The sequence below is a fragment of the Collinsella aerofaciens genome (assembly GCF_039758965.1).
Lineage (GTDB): Bacteria > Actinomycetota > Coriobacteriia > Coriobacteriales > Coriobacteriaceae > Collinsella > Collinsella aerofaciens_BR.
The window spans coordinates 38776-55038 of record NZ_JBDMSL010000009.1 but is presented as its reverse complement, the minus strand read 5'-3'; the positions used below and the strand labels follow the sequence as shown (position 1 = coordinate 55038).

Below are 16263 nucleotides of genomic sequence, written 5' to 3'. Positions count from 1 at the left end.
CGTATATACTTGCGGGACGGGTGTTTTTGCCCGTCCCGTTTTTGTTTCGACCTGAAAGGTGTGCCTATGGCCTCATCCGCTCCGCGCGGTCTGTGCTCCGACCATGTCGTTACTGTCGGCATTGCGCTGTTCTCGATGCTCTTTGGCGCCGGCAACCTCATCATTCCGCCGTTGCTGGCGCTCCAGGCCGGCACGGCCACACCGCTTGCCATGGTTGGCTTTTTGATTGCCGCTATCGGTTTGCCCGTCATGGGATTTATCGCCGTTGCGCTCGCCGGCACGGCCCGCGAACTGGCCGGCCGCGTGCATCCCAAGTTTGGCGAATTCTTCGTTGCGGCGGTCTATCTGGCCATCGGTCCGTGTCTGGCCATTCCGCGTACGAGCTCCACGGCGTTTGAGATGCTGGTACCGTTGCTACCCGAGGGCATCTCGCTTGGCACCGCGCGCTTGGTCTTCGCCGTCGCCTTCTTCGTGGTCGCATTTGCACTTACGCTGCGCCCCGGCGTCATCACGCGCGTGCTCGGTCGCATTACGGGCCCCGCGCTCATTGCGCTTATCGTACTCGTTGTCGGCGCCGCCGTGATTTCGCCGCTGGGACCGGCTGCTGCCCCGCAAGCTCCCTATGATGCCGGCGCTGCGGTCCAAGGCTTCTTGACCGGCTACCAGACCATGGACCTGCTTGCGTCGCTCGCCTTCGGCATCATCATCGCCGAGACCATCCACGAGTTGGGTGTTACCGATGACAAGCGCGTGGCCTTCGAGATCTCGCGCTCCGGTGTGATTGCCGGCGTGCTCATGGCCATTATCTATTGCGGCTTGGCACTTGCCGGTATGCAGCTCGGCACCGTGATGCCCGACGCCACCAACGGCGCTGCAATCCTTGCTCGCTCGGCCTCCATGCACTTTGGCCTTGTCGGCACGGTCGTGGTCTTTGCGATCTTTTTCCTCGCCTGCATGAACGTGTGCATCGGCCTCATCAGCTGCTGCTCGCGTTACTTCTGCGAGACGTATGTGGTCGAAGGGGGAGCGGAGGCCTCCGAGGAGGCTATGCGTCGTCCCTTTGCGGTTCTTGCCTTTGTGTTCGCAGCGTTTTCGTGCGTGCTCTCCAACGTGGGCCTCGACGTGATCCTTATGTTCTCGGTGCCCATGCTCAATGCCTTGTACCCCGTCGCCATTGTGCTGGTTCTTATGGGCCTGGTGAACGGTTTTTGCGACGCGCATCCGCAGGTGTGGGTTTGGGTCGGCGGCGTTGTCGCGGTGCAGAGCGTGATCACCTCGGTTCGTGACGCGTTCTTTGCGAGCGCGTGGCTGCCGTTCGACGCGCTGCCGCTGGCGGACATTGGGGCCGCGTGGGCGCCGGTCGCCGTGGTGGCGTTTGTGATAGGCCTGCTCCATCGTCGTTTTGTTGCACATTCGAGGAGCTAAGGCATCAATGCTTGCACAGGCGGGGAGTCTCCCCTATAATTTCCTTCGCTTTGGGACACGCAAGGTTTAGACCTTAGCTGCTCAACACCTTCGGGACGTGGCGCAGTTTGGTAGCGCGCCTGCTTTGGGAGCAGGATGTCGCAGGTTCAAATCCTGTCGTCCCGACCATATCTTGCGGGCGTAGTTCAATGGTAGAACCCCAGCCTTCCAAGCTGATGACGCGGGTTCGATTCCCGTCGCCCGCTCCATAAGATAGATGAATGGCTCTGATTCCTTTTGGGACCAGAGCCATTTTCATATACATGCCGGGACCCCACATCCCCTCCTAAGTTGCGGTGAAATACGGACTGTTTTTCGGCTTTTATGGCCCATGTAGTCCGTATTTCACCGCAACTATTTGTAAGGTTGGATTTTGATGCCGTTGGGAGGATCGTAGCGACCGTCTACCGAGAGTGGAAATATTTTTTGAAGCTCTGACCTGCGACGTCAAGCTTTTGGTCAGCTTTTGGCAAGGCCTGCGGACGGAAGCATGCGATAGCGTAATGGTATTCTCTCCGCCGTGATGGTTATGGGGTTGGCCATGCTCGATAAAGGCAAACATTTTCCGCAGTCCTATGCAAGGATGCTATTCTCGGCCGTTGGAATTCATCAAGATGGACAGCTGCTTATAACAATTGATCCTTGGGATGAACGCCGTGCGCGCGAGCTTATGCAGGAAGAGCTCATGCTTCGTCTTTACAACCATGTATATGCGGATCCGGTCTATTGGAATAATCTTGGGGTTGAAGATCGTATCTTTCAGCTGGCATCCGCTATTGCGGTCGTTGAACCGGATGCTGTGTTTTGCGGAGCGACAGCAGCGCTGCTCTACGGCATCGGCTCGGCGTATACGCTTCTGGATAAAGTGCAAGTACTGCTGCCACGGTCTACAAGGCGTGATAAGTATGAGTTCGTTGAATACAAGCGCTGGCGGGCGGGCGAAGTGTGGCGGCTAGGTCTGTTTACACTGACGGATCCGTGTCGAACGGTTGTTGATATCGCTCGAACGAGCGCCTTTCGCTATGCGCTGGGCTATGTCGATGGCTTGGCCCGTGAGTACGATGTCGAACGCGAAGAGCTGCGAGCATATGCCCAGGCAAATTGCCGAGGGTTGCATGGCATCGCGCGTGCTTTTGACGTTTTTGAGTATATGGACGGCAGGTCAGACAATGGCGGCGAGTCTGAGGCGAGAGCAGCGATGATTCTCGCTGGGGTTGCCGCGCCCGAGCTTCAAGTTGAGATAACGCGACCGGGAAACGCTGGCTATTATCTAGCAGATTATGGCTGGCAGATGCCAGACGGCTCATGGACGCTGGCAGAGCTGCATGGGCTAGGCAAGTTTGAAGACGAGGCTCAAAATGATCCAGAGCGGGCGGCGGCAAAAATGTATCGAGCGGCCCTCATGCGCGACGCGAACCTTCGCTCCATGGGCCACAACGTCATTCATTTCAAACTCTCGGACACCTACGACGTAGAATCGTTCGGTGCCATGATTCGCGGCTACGGCATTCCGACAACAAAACCCTACGCCGAATCCCGATAGCGAAATCGTTCGCGGTCCACCTTCAATAAGTTGCGGTGAAATGCGGACTGTTGAGGCCTTTAAAGGCATAAAACAGTCCGTATTTCACCGCAACTTAGGTGGGGATGGGGTTAGCTGCGGGGGCGGTGGCGGAGCTTGTCGATGGTGGCGTCGGTGCTGCGGTTGCGGGCTTCGGCTGCGGTTTGGCGCTTGCGACGGTAATCGATCATGCCTTGGATGATGGGCTTGCCAAAGCTCACGACATCATCGTTGTAGATGGCGGTACGGGCGGCAAGCAGACAGTCAGTAAAGTCCATATGAGTCTTGCCAAAGAGTTTGACGGCAAGGGCGACAACGGTGGGCTCGTCGACCATGACGTCATGGAGCAGCCTTCTCATGGCCGTAGCAATCTCAGCGCGGGGAACCTTATAGACGTCGTGCAGCGTGACCACGACGCGCGTGATGATCTCGGGGTAGACGCGAGCGGTGCGCGTGGCGATGACCTTGGCGGCGCGCGGTGACAGAACTTCGTCGTCGTCAAGCAGGTAGCGTAGGATGACGGTCTCGTCGATGATGGTGCTACTCATGGATATCTACTTCCTCGGGACCCAAAATCGAATCGTCGCTTTCTTCTGTAGCAAGGTATTCAATCCAGGCATTGCGCTCCTCGGAGCGGCGATTGGGGTCACCATATGCTTTGAGCGATCCATAGGCGGCGGTGCCGTCCTTTGAGCGCACGGCGACCGGCTGAAAGGGAAGCTTGCACATCAAAATGCTCTGCGCGACAAAAAGGCGGACAGCCTCGGCGAGCGATGTGCCCATGGCGTCGTAGAGATGCTCGGCATGCTGCTTGTCTTCCTCGCGAATGCGCACCTGCAGGATGGCTCGTTTTTGAGTCGATGACATTACTGGCCTCCCTTAATGAGCGTGCAATATGAACAGTCAAATACAGCATCGGCTAATAATAGCCAATCTTATAACTACTACTTTATTGCACTAGAGTAATTGATTGTGAACAATATTACAAACGTACTACATCCTTCAGAAGCGAACGTGAAATCTTTCTTGGGCGTACGCATGTAATACACTCACCTTTATAGCTTTTAGAGAATAATTCCAACCTGCCAAAACCCCTGCAATACACTCGTATTGCAGGGCCTATACTCAAGTTTGCCCCCTGCAACTGCGTATATTTAACCTGTATATCGTTGGAGGAATTCTATCGAAGTGCCTGTTTCGCCGCATGCACTCGATACGTCGATGCCGGACCACGGGCGGTCCGGGGCAACGTCGACAGGGTCTCTCCGGCATGGGATTCAGGAGGGAGTGAACAACATGGGCAATAAACGAGTCGTGGCTGATTCTTCACGCTGCATTGGGTGCCAAACCTGTATGGCGGCGTGCATCGAGGCACACGATATTCCCGGCAACATCGCCGCACCTCGCTTGCGCGTAACGCGCACCTACGAGATCTCCGCACCGGTGGCTTGCCATCACTGCGAGGATGCACCGTGCGCCAAGGCCTGCCCCACGGGCGCCTTGTTCTTTGATCCAAAGAACCATCGTATCGGCGTCAACGAGGACAACTGCATCGGCTGCAAGAGCTGCGTCATGGCATGCCCCTTTGGCGCCGTGAGCGTGGCGACCACGCAGGTCCCCGTCTTGATGGGTGACGTGCGCGTGGGTTCGCAGACTAAGAGCTTCGTGCTCAAGTGCGACCTGTGCGTGGACCGTCCCGGCGGTCCGGCGTGTGCCGAGGCGTGCCCGACCAAGGGCCTCACCCTGGTAGACGATGAGCGTCTGGCAGAACTGACTGCCGAGCGTGCCCGCGCCACCATCGAAAACGAGGCGTAAGTGTTGGGGCGACAGGCCCAATGATTGTCAAATAAGTACCGAGTATTCGGTAGCAGAGAAAGGAAGGAGGGTGTCATGGAGAAGCATAAAGTGATCTGCCCGTATTGCGGTGCCGGTTGCCAGTTTAACCTCTTGGTCCAAAACGGCCAGGTCGTGGGTATCGAACCGCTCAACGGCATCACCAACCAGAGCGAGCTGTGCCTTAAGGGCATGAGCGGCTACGACTTCATCAACGACACCAAGATCTTGACTCCTCGCGTACTGCACCCGATGATCCGCCGCACTAAGGGCGCGGATCTTGAGCGCGTAAGTTGGGACGAGGCACTGGATTTCACCGCATCTAAGATGCAGGCCATAATTGACGAATATGGTCCTAACGCTGTCATGACCACCGGCTCTTCGCGAGGCGGCGGCAATGAGGCGAACTACGTTATGCAGAAGTTTACGCGTGCGTGCATCGGCACCCACAGCGTAGACAACTGCGCCCGTACTTGACACGGCCCTACTGTCCTCGGTCTGATGGACACGGTTGGTTCAGGTTGCATGTCATGCTCCATCCCCGGTATGGAGGATGCGGGCTGCATTTTCCTCTTCGGCTATAACCCTGCCGATTCGCACCCCATCGTCGCAAGGCGTATCGTGCGAGCCAAAGAAAAGGGTTGCAAGATCATCGTCGCCGACCCGCGCCATATCGAAACCGCGCGTATCGCCGATATCTACCTTCCGATCAAGAACGGTTGCAACGTTGCGTTCCTCAACGCCTTTGCCAACTGCTTGGTCAACGATGGCCTCTACGACAAGGAATTCGTCGCCGAGCACACGAACGGCTTTGACGAATGGTGGGAGACCATCAAGAACTACACTCCCGAATCCGTACAGGACATCACGGGTGTCGAGCCCGCGTTGATCCACCAAGCTGCCGAGATGTACGCCACGGCGAAGCCCTCTGCCATCATTGGCTGGGGTATGGGCGTATGCCAGCAGAAGCAGAACCTGAAGACGGTGCACACTATCGCCTCCATCGCCTGCGTTGCCGGCCAGATCGGCAAACCCAATTCCGGCCTCGCGCCCGTGCGCGGTCAGAATAACGTCCAGGGCTCCTGTGATATGGGCATGCTGCCCAACCTGTACCCTGGCTACCAGAAGGTCACCGACCCGGCAGTGCGTGCCAAGTTTGCCAAGGCTTGGGGCGTGCCCGAGGAAAAGCTCCCGCTCGAGGAGGGCTACAAGCTCACCGACCTGGGCCACCTGGTCGACGAGGGCAAGGTGCACTGCTTCTACAACTACGGCGAGGACCCGGTGCAGACCGAGCCCGATTCGGCCGGAATGCGCAAGACGCTCTCCGAGCTGGATCTGTTCATTTGCCAGGACATCTTTATGACGCAGACGACCATGCTCGCCGACGTCATCCTGCCTGCCACCTCTTGGGGCGAGCACGAGGGTGTCTTTACCGCATCCGACCGTAGCTTCCAGCACTTTGACGCGGCCGTTCCGCCCAAGGGCGAGTGCCGTCACGACTGGGAGATCTTCGCGGATCTGTCTACGCGCATGGGTTACCCCATGCACTACGACAACACCGAGCAGATCTGGAACGAGTGCATTAGCCTGTGCCCCAACTTTGTGGGCGCGACCTACGAGAAGATGGCTCCCGAGGGCGGCTACGCCCAGTGGCCCGTCAAGAGCACCGATGTGAACGACCACGGTACGCCCGACATGTTCGCTGGTGGCAAGTTCACCACCAAGGACGGCCGCGCCAACCTGATGGCGCACGACTGGGAGGCGCCCTCCGAGCTTCCCGACGATGAGTACCCGCTCATCCTGTGCACCGTCCGCGAGGTCGGCCACTACAGCTGCCGCTCGATGACCGGCAACTGCAAGACGCTGACGCTGCTTGCCGATGAGCCCGGCTTTGTCCGCATGAATCCCGCGGACGCCCAGCCGCGCGGCATCAAGAACGGCGACATCGTCTCGATTCACAGCCGCCGCGGTCAGGTATACAGCCGCGCCGACGTGAGCGACCGTATCAACAAGGGCACGGTCTATATGACCTACCAGTGGTGGATCGGCAAGTGCAACGAGCTGACCATGCACAAGGTCGACCCGGTCTCGCACACGCCCGAGGACAAGTTCTCCGCCTGCCAGGTCGACGCTATCGCCGACCAGGTCTGGGCCGAGGGCGAGGTCGAGCGTCAGTACACCGAGCTCAAGCAGGCTCTGGTGGACGCCGCCGCTCCTCAGGACGTTGAGCCCGGCGCCGCCAAGTTCGACGACGAGGCGCACGTGAACCAAATCGTGTAGTCCCGTTCTCGTTGGCTTTTTGGGCCGGGCGTCCCGTACGTTCGGGAGCCCGGCCCGTTATTTTGAAAGGAAGTGGGGATGAACCGCTTCATCGACATCAACCCGGAGAGGTGCATCGGCTGCGGAACATGCCAGTCCGCCTGTGCCGACGCCCACCGGATGCAGGGTCTTCAGGATACGCCGCGCCTGGCGCTCGTGAAGACCGGCGGTATTTCGGCCGCCCTTGCCTGCCACCATTGCGAGGGTGCCCCCTGCGCCGAGGTTTGCCCGGTGAATGCCATCGAGCACGATGGCGACCGCATCCACGTCAAGGAGCAGGAGTGCATCGGGTGCAGGCTGTGCGCCATCGCGTGCCCCTTCGGAGCCATCCATCCCGATGGCACGTCTATCGCCGGTGTCGCAGGCATGTGCGACCCGACGCCTTCGTATCCTAAGTCCCTGAGCAGCCTGCTTACGTGGGCTCCCGGCCAGTACACCTGCGCTGTCAAGTGCGACCTGTGCGCCTTCGATCCGGACGGCCCGCATTGTGTGGCGGCGTGCCCCACCAAGGCGCTGACCGTCATGGGCGGCGCGGCCGATCGCGAGCTCGACGAGGCCAAGCGCCTGCGCTCGATCGAAAACGGTCCGTCCGTCGACGTTACCGCTGTGGCCCAGGGTCTGTCCGAGAAAGCAGAAGGGAGCGTAAACAATGGATAGCTTGACGCTGTTTATCGCATCGCTTGCCGTCTCGTGCATCGGTGCGCTCGCCTCGGTTCTGCTGATCAAGGCCGATAACGCCGCCAAGACCGCCGGCTGCCTTATCGGTGCCGTCGCCGCGGTGCTTTCGTTTGTGGCCGGTATCCAGGCCGTGCTGGGCGATGTCACGTCGGTCGACACCATCGTGTTTTTCCCGTTTGCCCATCTCCAGCTGCTGCTCAATCAGCTGTCCGGCCTGTTCGTGGCGCTCATCTCGGTGCTCGCGTTTGCCGGTTCGATCTACGGTCTCAACTACTTTGATGAGTATCCGGGCAAAAAGGGCCGCGCCGGCTTCTTCTTTAACACCTTCGTGGCGTCCATGATGCTCGTCATCACCGCCGACAACGTGTTTTGGTTCCTGGTCGCCTTTGAGCTCATGTCGCTGACCTCGTACTTCCTGGTCGTGATCGAGGAGAACGAGAACTCCATCCATGGCGGTTGGCTCTACTTTGTGATCGCGCACGTGGGCTTTGTGCTCATCATGGCGAGCTTCCTCACCATGACCAACTTCGCCGGCGGCTCGTTTGCCTTTGCGGATTTCCGCGCCACGCAGTTTAGCCCCGCGGTCGCATCCGTGTGCTTCGTGCTCGCCTTCTTTGGCTTTGGCGCCAAGGCCGGTATCATCCCGCTGCACGGCTGGCTGCCCAAGGCACATCCCGAGGCGCCGTCCAACGTGTCGGCCCTCATGTCCGGCGGCATGATCAAGATCGGTATCTTCGGTATCCTTAAGGTGGGTCTCGACCTGCTCTCCGCCTCGGGCGTTCAGGTCTGGTGGGGCCTTATGGTCATGGTCTTCGGTGCGATCTCGTCGGTCCTCGGCGTGGCCTTCGCCCTGCAGGAGCATGACATCAAGCGCCTGCTGGCCTATCACTCCGTCGAGAACATCGGCATCATTCTGCTCGGCGTCGGCGCCTCCATGGCCGCCATGGCGCTCAACTCTGTCGGCATCGCCGTCCTGGCCCTGATGGCCGCTCTCTACCACACGTTTAACCACGCGATGTTTAAGGGCGAGCTGTTCTTGGGCGCCGGCGCGCTGCTGTACTCCACGGGTACGCGCAATATGGAGAAGATGGGCGGCCTGTTCCGTCGTATGCCGGCAACGGCCATCTGCTTCCTCGTTGGCGCGCTTGCCATCTCGGCCATCCCGCCCTTCAACGGCTTTGTGTCCGAGTGGTTTACCTACCAGTCGCTGTTTAACGCCGCCATGCAGGGTGACAAGGCCGTCATGATCGTGGCCGTGTTCGCTGCCGTCGCGCTTGCCATTACCGGCGCGCTGGCTGTCACGTGCTTCGTCAAGGCCTATGGCGTCTCCTTTGCCTCCGCGTCCCGCTCCGAGGCCGCGGCCAATGCCAAGGAGGTTCCCGCCCCCATGGTGTTTGCGCAGGGCCTGCTCGCGGCCATCTGCGTCGTGCTGGGCATTGGCGCTCCCGTGATCGCGCCCGTGCTGGTCGATGTCGCCGCGTCCGTGCTGCATCCGTACGGTGGCGTGTTTGCCGCCGAGGGTATGGAGCTCATGAATCAGTACTCCGGCGCTGCCACCTCCACGCCCGCGATCGCTATTGCACTCGTGGTGCTTGTCGGCCTTGCCTGCGGTTATCGCAAGCTCAAGACCGTCGGCAAGGTGCAGAAGTCCCAGCCGTGGGCATGCGGCTATGCTCCCAACGAGCATATGCCCGTCGTGGCCACGACCTTTGCCTCCGAGGTGTCCTGGTTTATGCAGCCGCTCTACACGCTGCGCGACCGCTGCACGGCCGTCTGCTGGTCCATCGCGCACTTCTTCCAGAAGCTCACCGGTGTGGCCGAGGCTGTGGAGCCCGTACCCGACAAGGTTCTCGTCGATGCCCCGCATAAGGGTGTCGAGAAGCTCGCCGACCTCGCGACTAAGCTCGAGGGCGGCAACTACAGCATCTATATCTGCTACATCGTCGCGGCACTCGTGGTGTTCCTCGTGCTCGCCGTGCAAATGGGTTAAGGAGGGGAGAGCATGAACAACATCGTACTTGCCGTTCTGCAGGGCGTGGTCGTTATGGCCGTCGCGCCGTTCTTCTCCGGTCTCGGTCGCGTGATCCGCGCCAAGATGCACAACCGTCGCGGCCCCAGCATCATGCAGGACTACCGCGACCTGGCCAAGCTCTTTGCGCGTCCCGAGTCCCAGAGCGAGGACGCGAGCTTTGCGCTGCGCATTATGCCGCCGCTGTTCTTCGCCGTCGCCTTTATGCTCGCTATGGGCCTGCCGCTCTTTACGGCACAAAGCCCCATCCCAGTCTTTGGTGACGCCATCACCATCATGTACAGCCTGGCGCTCGCCCGCTTCTTCTTCGCCCTCTGCGGTGTGGATTCGTCCAACGCCTACGCCGGTATCGGCGGCGTCCGCGAGCTGCTCATGAGCGTGCTCATCGAGCCGCCCATGCTGCTGGCGCTGTTTGCCGCCGCCCTGGTGTGCGGTTCTACCGACATCGCCACCATGGGTCAGCACATCATGACGGGCGCCATCGACGCGCCGGTCGCTGTGATTCTCGCCGGCATCGCCTTTGCGATCGCTTGCTACATGGAACTCGGCAAGCTGCCGTTTGATCAGGCCGAGGCCGAGCAAGAGCTTCAGGAAGGTCCGCTCGCCGAGCTTTCCGGCCCGTCGCTCGCCATGGCTAAGCTTGCCATGTCCATGAAGCAGGTCCTGGTTGTCGCTTGGTTCTGCGCGATCTTCATCCCCTGGGGTGAGCCCACGACCGTGGGCACCGCCGCCGTTCTGGGCGCAGTCATCTTCCTGGTGAAGTGCCTTGTCGACTTTGTCGTGTGCGGCGTGATCGAGAACTCCTGCTCGCGCTCGCGTTTTAAGGTGCTCGGCAATCAGACCTGGGCCGTCGTGGGCATCGCCGTTCTGGCGTTTGTCTTCGTGGTCGTCGGCGTGTAGGAGAAGGGAGAAACAATGTCATTTGCAGTCAGTCTGTCCCTTCTCGGCTTGGTCGCTATCGCGGCCCCGATGGTGGCCTCGGTGCTCGTCGCCCTGTCCCCCCGTCCGTACGCCAAGTGGTTCAGCGTTTTGGGTGCCGCCGTCTCGACGGTCTGCACCATCGCCCTCGCCGCGAATTTCGCCGGCGCCGGCATGCCCGACACGCAGGTCCCCCTGATCTCGTTTGGGCAGACCCTCGTCATGGGATTCACCTTCGATCGCATGAGCACGCTGCTCGCGCCCGCCTTTGTGGGTATCGGCCTGCTTGTCGTGATCTATTCGATTCCCTATATGAGCGAGAATAACCGTGAGCATCCCGACGCGCCGCGTCGTCGCTTCTACGCGTACCTCGCGACTTTCATCGGTGCCATGGCCGGCCTTGTGTACAGCTCGACCCTTTTGGGCCAGCTCGTGTTCTTTGAGATCACGGGTGCGTGCTCTTGGGGCCTCATTAGCTACTACATGTCGCCTACGGCCAAGAAGGCCGGCATGAAGGCCCTGATCATCACGCATATCGGTGCGCTCGGCCTGTATCTGGGCGCCGCCATTGTGTTTGCCCACACCGGCACCTTCGCCATTACCGCGATTGCCGGCCTCGATGCCAAACTCAAGGCTATCGTCCTTTTGCTCGTGCTGTTTGCGGCCTGGGCCAAGTCCGCACAGGTCCCCATGTACATGTGGCTGCCTTCGGCCATGGAGGCGCCGACGCCTGTTTCGGCTTACCTGCATGGCGCCTCGATGGTTAAGGTCGGCGTGTGCGTGTTCGCGCGTGCACTCGTCTCTGCCGGCGAGATTCCCGAGATCGTGGGCTGGGTCGCCATTATCGACGCCATGGTCACCATGCTCTTTGGCTTCCTTATGTACCTGCCGCAAAAGGACATGAAGCGCCTGCTGGCCTTCTCGACGATCGCCCAGCTCTCCTATGTGTTCTTTGGTCTGGGCCTTTCGGTCTTTGGCAGCCAGCTGGCCTTTGATGGCGCCGTGTGCCACATCTTTAACCACGCTTTCGCCAAGACGCTGTTCTTCCTGATCGCCGGTTCGTTCTCCTTTACGCTCGGCACGCGTATGCTGCCCAAGCTTCGCGGCATCGTAAAGAAGTACCCGATCTCGGGCGTGGGCTTTGGTGTCGCGGCGCTCGCCATTGCCGGCGTGCCGCCCATGAACACGTTCTTCTCGAAGTTCCAGATCATCGCCGGCGGCTTTTCCGTGGGTGCCGGCAACGTCGCGATTCTGGTGCTCGTGTGCATCATGGTCGCCGAGACCGTCGCCACCTTTGCCTGGTTCCTCAAGTGGATGGGCTATTGCCTGCCCGGAGAGCCGAGCGAAGAGGTCGCTGCGGGTGCCCCGCTTCCCCGCGCGATGGCGTTCGTGTTCATCGTGCTCATCATCATGGTCATCGTCAGCGGCCCGCTTTCGGCCAGCTGGATCGGTTAGGAGGTAGAACGACATGGGTTATTCGATCGTCAACATCCTTGGCGGCCTTCTGATCGTCACGTCCACCATGGTGGTCGTCTCCAAGAACATCAAACATGCCATCAACTGGTATGCGGTGCAGTCGCTGGTGCTCGTGGGGCTGCTCGCCACGCTCGGTGTCACCACCGGTGCGCAGGAGCTGCTTATGTGGGCTGGATCTGCCTTTATCACCAAGGTCGTCCTGGTCCCTTATATTCTCAACCGCGCATACAAGAAGATGGGCGAGCCGAGCGACGCATCGCTCAAGGCCGGCCTTAAGCCCGCGTGGGCCATTTGCATCATCGCCGTGGAGGTCGCGATTTGCTTTGCCGTCGTGACGCAGATCAGCCTGCCCACGGCCGAGGTCGCAACGCCTGCGCTCGCTATTAGCTTCGCTCACTTCTTTGTGGGCCTCACCTGCATCATCTCGCAGCGCAACATCATGAAGCAGATCTTTGGATACTGCCTTATGGAAAACGGCAGCCATGTGACGCTCGCGCTTTTGGCCCCCACCGCTCCCGAGATCATCGAGATCGGCATCGCCACCGACGCCATCTTTGCCGTCATCATCATGTCCATCGTCGTGCGTCGCATTTGGGACGACTCCCACTCGCTCGATGCGCGCGACCTGTCCGAGCTGAGGGGGTAGTCCATGGAAACGTTGATTCTCGCCTTGCTCGCGACTCCTTTGGTGTTCTCGCTGGTCATGGCGTTTTTGCCCAAGAACACGTCCTATAACGTGTTTGCCGGTCTTAACCTGGTCTCCGTCGCAGCCGTCCTGGTGCTGTCGATTATGACGGCCGGTGACGTCCTTATGAGCGGCGAAACCGCGAGCGCTCTTGGTCTGTGGTTCCACCTCGATTCACTGGGTGCCATCTTTGTGCTGCTCATCGGCTTTATCGGTTTTCTTACGGGGCTGTTCTCGCTGCCCTATGTAAAGGCCGATATCGAGGAGGGCTCCATGCCCGCCGAGCGCGCCAAGCAGTATTTTGCGCTGTTTAGCCTGTTCGTGTTCACCATGCTGCTCGCGTGCCTGTCCAACAACATGATCCTCACGTGGGCCGCCGTGGAGGCAACCACGCTTTCCACCGTGTTCCTCGTGGGCATCTACAAGAACAAGACGGCCCTCGAGGCTTCTTGGAAGTATGCGATGGTCTGCACCGCCGGCGTGGCCTTTGGCCTCTTCGGTACGCTGCTGATCTACGCCAACGCCGCCGACGTGATTCCCAACGCCCACGAGGCCGCATTTCTGTCGTGCGTGCTGCCGTATGCCGACCAGTTCGACCCGACGCTCATGCGCCTCGCCTTTGCGTTTATCGTGATCGGCTTTGGTACCAAGGCCGGCCTGTTCCCCATGCACACCTGGCTGCCCGATGCCCACTCCCAGGCCCCGAGCCCTGTCTCGGCCCTGCTCTCGGGCGTGCTGCTTAAGTGCGCCATGCTCGTGATCATGCGCTTCTACGGCTTTACCATCCAAGCCGTGGGCGCCGAGTATCCGCAGCTTTTGCTGTTGATCGTCGGCACGCTGTCCATTTTGGTGGCGGCACTTTCGATGTTCCGCCAGGACGACCTCAAGCGCCGCTTTGCGTACTCGTCTGTGGAGAACGTGGGCGTTATTGCCCTGTGCCTGGGTATCGGTGGCCCGCTGGGTATCGCCGCGGCCCTGCTGCACTGCGTGTTCCACGGCTTTACCAAGACGCTTGCCTTCTGCGTGTCCGGCAACATCCAGCACGCCTTTGGCACGCGTAGCCTGGCCAAGATCCAGGGCGTCGTCGAGGTTGCTCCCGCAACCGCCGCGCTCGCCGTCCTGGCGCTGCTCGGTCTTGGTGCCTTCCCGCCCTTTGGCATGTTTATCTCCGAGTTCCTGACTTTTGTCGCCGGTGTTACCGCCGGTCCCATGTGGCTGGTTGTCGTGGTCGCCCTCGGTCTTACCGTGGCCATCTCCGCGCTCACCCGCATCGCACTCAAGTCGGTATTCGGCCATGCGCCCCAGGGCATGGGCAAGCATGAGGCCCCGGCGCTCATGCTTATCCCCGAAATCATCCTGGCCGTCATGATCTTGTGGTTTGGCATCGCCACCCCGCTGCCCCTCGTGCACGGTGTGGAGACCGCGACCGGCATCGTGCTCGAGCAGAGCACCGAGGAACTTCACGCGACGCCGATGTACCGCGCTGTGTTCGGTACCGAGACCGCTCAGAGCGAGGTGGAGTAACGAATGATTGAAACTGAGAACAAGGTGTATGCCCGTCGCTGCGAGAGCCATGTCGAGGCCCTGCGCCGCGCCGTTCCGGGCTGCATCGAGAAGGTCGAGTGGCAGTGCGAGGACCAGCTGACGATCACCGTCAAGCAGGACAAGCTGCCCGAGGCCGTCCATTACCTGTATTACGAGCGTTACGGCTGGATTCCCGTGATCATCGGCAACGACGAGCGCAGTCTGTGCGGTCGCTACGCCGTGTACTACGTCATCTCCATGGAGGGGGAGGACCCCGGCTGGGTGACCGTGCGCACCGAGGTCGATCCCGCCAAGATGACGTTCCCGTCCGTGACGCCGTTCGTCCCCGCCTGCGTGTGGGGCGAGCGCGAGCTTCGCGACATGTTCGGTCTGATCCCCGAGGGCCTGCCCGATCGTCGCCGCCTGGTGCTGCCCGACGATTGGCCCAGCGGCCTGTACCCGCTGCGCAAGGACTCCATGGACTACCGCTTCCGTCCCGCTCCCGCGAGCGACATGGAAAACTACGAGTTCTTGGCCGATACCAAGGGCAAGGAGACCACACTCGTCCCCATGGGCCCGTTGCACATTACCTCCGACGAGCCCGGCCACTTCCGCCTGTTCGTCGAGGGCGAGACGATCGTCGACGCCGACTACCGTCTGTTCTACGTGCACCGCGGTATGGAGAAGGTCGCCGAGACGCGCCTGAACTATGACGCCGTGACGTTCCTCGCCGACCGCATCTGCGGCATCTGCGGCTGCGCCCACTCGGTGGCCTACGCCGAGGCCGTCGAGCGCGCCCAGGGCATTCATGTCCCGCCGCGCGCCCAGTACATCCGCGCTATCATGCTCGAGGTCGAGCGCCTGCACTCGCATCTGCTCAACATTGGCCTGGCGTCGCACTACACGGGCTTCGACTCCGGCTTCCAGCAGTTCTTCCGCGTCCGCGAGAAGTCCATGGACCTGGCCGAGAAGCTCTCCGGTCACCGCAAGACCTACGGCCTCAACGTGATCGGCGGCGTGCGTCGCGACATTTTGGCCGAGCAGAAGCTCTCCACCCTCACGACCATCCACCAGCTGCGCTCCGAGGTTCAGGAGCTCGTCGACGTCTTGCTCTCGACGCCCAACTTTATTGAGCGTACGAGTGGCATCGGCATCTTGGACCGCAAGATCGCACGCGACTTCTCGCCGGTCGGCCCGCTCATGCGCGGTTCGGGCTATGCCCGCGACGTGCGCTTTGATCATCCCTTCGACGGCTACGCCGATCCGGACGTCCAAAAGATGCACGCCGCCACGGCCGACACCTGCGATGCCTTCGGCCGTACCGCCGTCCGCATCCAGGAGGTCTACGATTCGATCGACATGATCGAGACCATGCTCGAGAACTGCCCGTCGGGCCCCATCCTCACCACGGATTGGGAGTACACCCCGCACAAGTACGCCATCGGTGCCACCGAGGCGCCGCGCGGCGAGGACGTGCATTGGGCCATGCTCGGCAACAACCAGAAGTGCTACCGCTGGCGCGCCAAGGCCGCCACGTACAGCAACTGGCCGGTCCTGCGCTACATGTTCCGCGGCAACACCGTGGGCGACGCGGCGCTGATCGTCGGCTCGCTCGACCCGTGCTACTCCTGCACCGACCGCGTGACGGTGACCGATGTCGCCGCCAAGCGCGACCACGTGCTCGATAAGGAGCAGTTCGAGAACGTCTGGCGCGACAAGTCGCCGCTTGCGGGCGAGGGCACCGTGGCCGCTCCGCTCGATGAGGAGGCGCTCTAA

13 protein-coding genes and 2 tRNA genes are annotated in these 16263 nt (G+C 60.7%); 13 read left to right on the top strand and 2 right to left on the bottom strand.

The features are described from left to right. Window positions 1–66 precede the first annotated feature (66 nt). The 4 genes from brnQ (at window position 67) to ABHU32_RS04140 (ending at window position 3007) form a co-directional block, all read left to right on the top strand. Window positions 67–1425: a branched-chain amino acid transport system II carrier protein gene (gene brnQ, locus ABHU32_RS04155; RefSeq protein WP_346979069.1), complete on the top strand. Its 1359-nt coding sequence runs from the start codon at window positions 67–69 to the stop codon at window positions 1423–1425. A 91-nt stretch (window positions 1426–1516) separates the two neighbouring features. Then, window positions 1517–1593 (top strand) — tRNA-Pro (locus ABHU32_RS04150). Between the two features lie 6 nt (window positions 1594–1599). Continuing rightward, window positions 1600–1673: transfer RNA gene (locus tag ABHU32_RS04145), tRNA-Gly, on the top strand. A gap of 332 nt (window positions 1674–2005) precedes the next feature. Continuing rightward, window positions 2006–3007 carry a hypothetical protein gene (locus tag ABHU32_RS04140; protein ID WP_195544617.1) on the top strand — a complete coding sequence of 334 codons (1002 nt, stop codon included), beginning with the start codon at window positions 2006–2008 and terminating at the stop codon, window positions 3005–3007. A 110-nt stretch (window positions 3008–3117) separates the two neighbouring features. On the opposite strand, the gene ABHU32_RS04135 is transcribed toward ABHU32_RS04140, so the two are convergent. Both ABHU32_RS04135 and ABHU32_RS04130 read right to left on the bottom strand, forming a co-directional pair. Continuing rightward, window positions 3118–3573 (bottom strand): type II toxin-antitoxin system VapC family toxin, encoded by a 456-nt coding sequence (locus ABHU32_RS04135; protein WP_346979068.1) that lies wholly within the window; start codon window positions 3571–3573, stop codon window positions 3118–3120. After that, entirely contained in the window at window positions 3566–3892 is a 327-nt protein-coding gene (locus ABHU32_RS04130) for a type II toxin-antitoxin system RelB/DinJ family antitoxin (protein ID WP_346979067.1), read from the bottom strand. Before ABHU32_RS04130 ends, ABHU32_RS04135 begins: the two co-directional genes overlap by 8 nt. Before the next feature lie 429 nt (window positions 3893–4321). Here ABHU32_RS04130 and ABHU32_RS04125 point away from each other — a divergent pair, with 429 nt between their 5' ends. The 9 genes from ABHU32_RS04125 (at window position 4322) to ABHU32_RS04085 (ending at window position 16263) form a co-directional block, all read left to right on the top strand. Further along, on the top strand, window positions 4322–4840 hold the full coding sequence (locus ABHU32_RS04125; protein WP_346979066.1) for a 4Fe-4S dicluster domain-containing protein: 519 nt from the start codon (window positions 4322–4324) through the stop codon (window positions 4838–4840). Between the two features lie 75 nt (window positions 4841–4915). Further along, window positions 4916–7138: a formate dehydrogenase subunit alpha gene (gene fdhF, locus ABHU32_RS04120; RefSeq protein ID WP_346979065.1), complete on the top strand. Its 2223-nt coding sequence runs from the start codon at window positions 4916–4918 to the stop codon at window positions 7136–7138. Between the two features lie 78 nt (window positions 7139–7216). Beyond that, a complete protein-coding gene (locus tag ABHU32_RS04115) occupies window positions 7217–7834 on the top strand; it encodes a 4Fe-4S dicluster domain-containing protein (RefSeq protein ID WP_117746396.1) in 618 nt (205 codons plus the stop codon). Then, complete coding sequence (gene hyfB, locus ABHU32_RS04110; protein WP_346979064.1) at window positions 7827–9845, top strand: hydrogenase 4 subunit B; 2019 nt, start codon at window positions 7827–7829, stop codon at window positions 9843–9845. The genes ABHU32_RS04115 and hyfB overlap by 8 nt, the downstream gene beginning before the upstream one ends. 12 nt (window positions 9846–9857) lie before the next feature. Next, the gene (locus tag ABHU32_RS04105) at window positions 9858–10784 is read left to right on the top strand and encodes a respiratory chain complex I subunit 1 family protein (RefSeq protein WP_346979063.1); all 927 of its coding nucleotides are present in this window, start codon (window positions 9858–9860) and stop codon (window positions 10782–10784) included. A 15-nt stretch (window positions 10785–10799) separates the two neighbouring features. Beyond that, window positions 10800–12257, top strand: a complete 1458-nt coding sequence (locus tag ABHU32_RS04100) for a hydrogenase 4 subunit D (protein ID WP_346979062.1) — start codon at window positions 10800–10802, stop codon at window positions 12255–12257. A gap of 13 nt (window positions 12258–12270) precedes the next feature. After that, the gene (hyfE, locus tag ABHU32_RS04095; protein ID WP_346979061.1) at window positions 12271–12924 is read left to right on the top strand and encodes a hydrogenase 4 membrane subunit; all 654 of its coding nucleotides are present in this window, start codon (window positions 12271–12273) and stop codon (window positions 12922–12924) included. Between the two features lie 3 nt (window positions 12925–12927). Continuing rightward, on the top strand, window positions 12928–14487 hold the full coding sequence (locus ABHU32_RS04090) for a hydrogenase 4 subunit F (protein ID WP_271740043.1): 1560 nt from the start codon (window positions 12928–12930) through the stop codon (window positions 14485–14487). 3 nt (window positions 14488–14490) lie between these two features. Further along, complete coding sequence (locus ABHU32_RS04085; protein WP_346979060.1) at window positions 14491–16263, top strand: hydrogenase large subunit; 1773 nt, start codon at window positions 14491–14493, stop codon at window positions 16261–16263.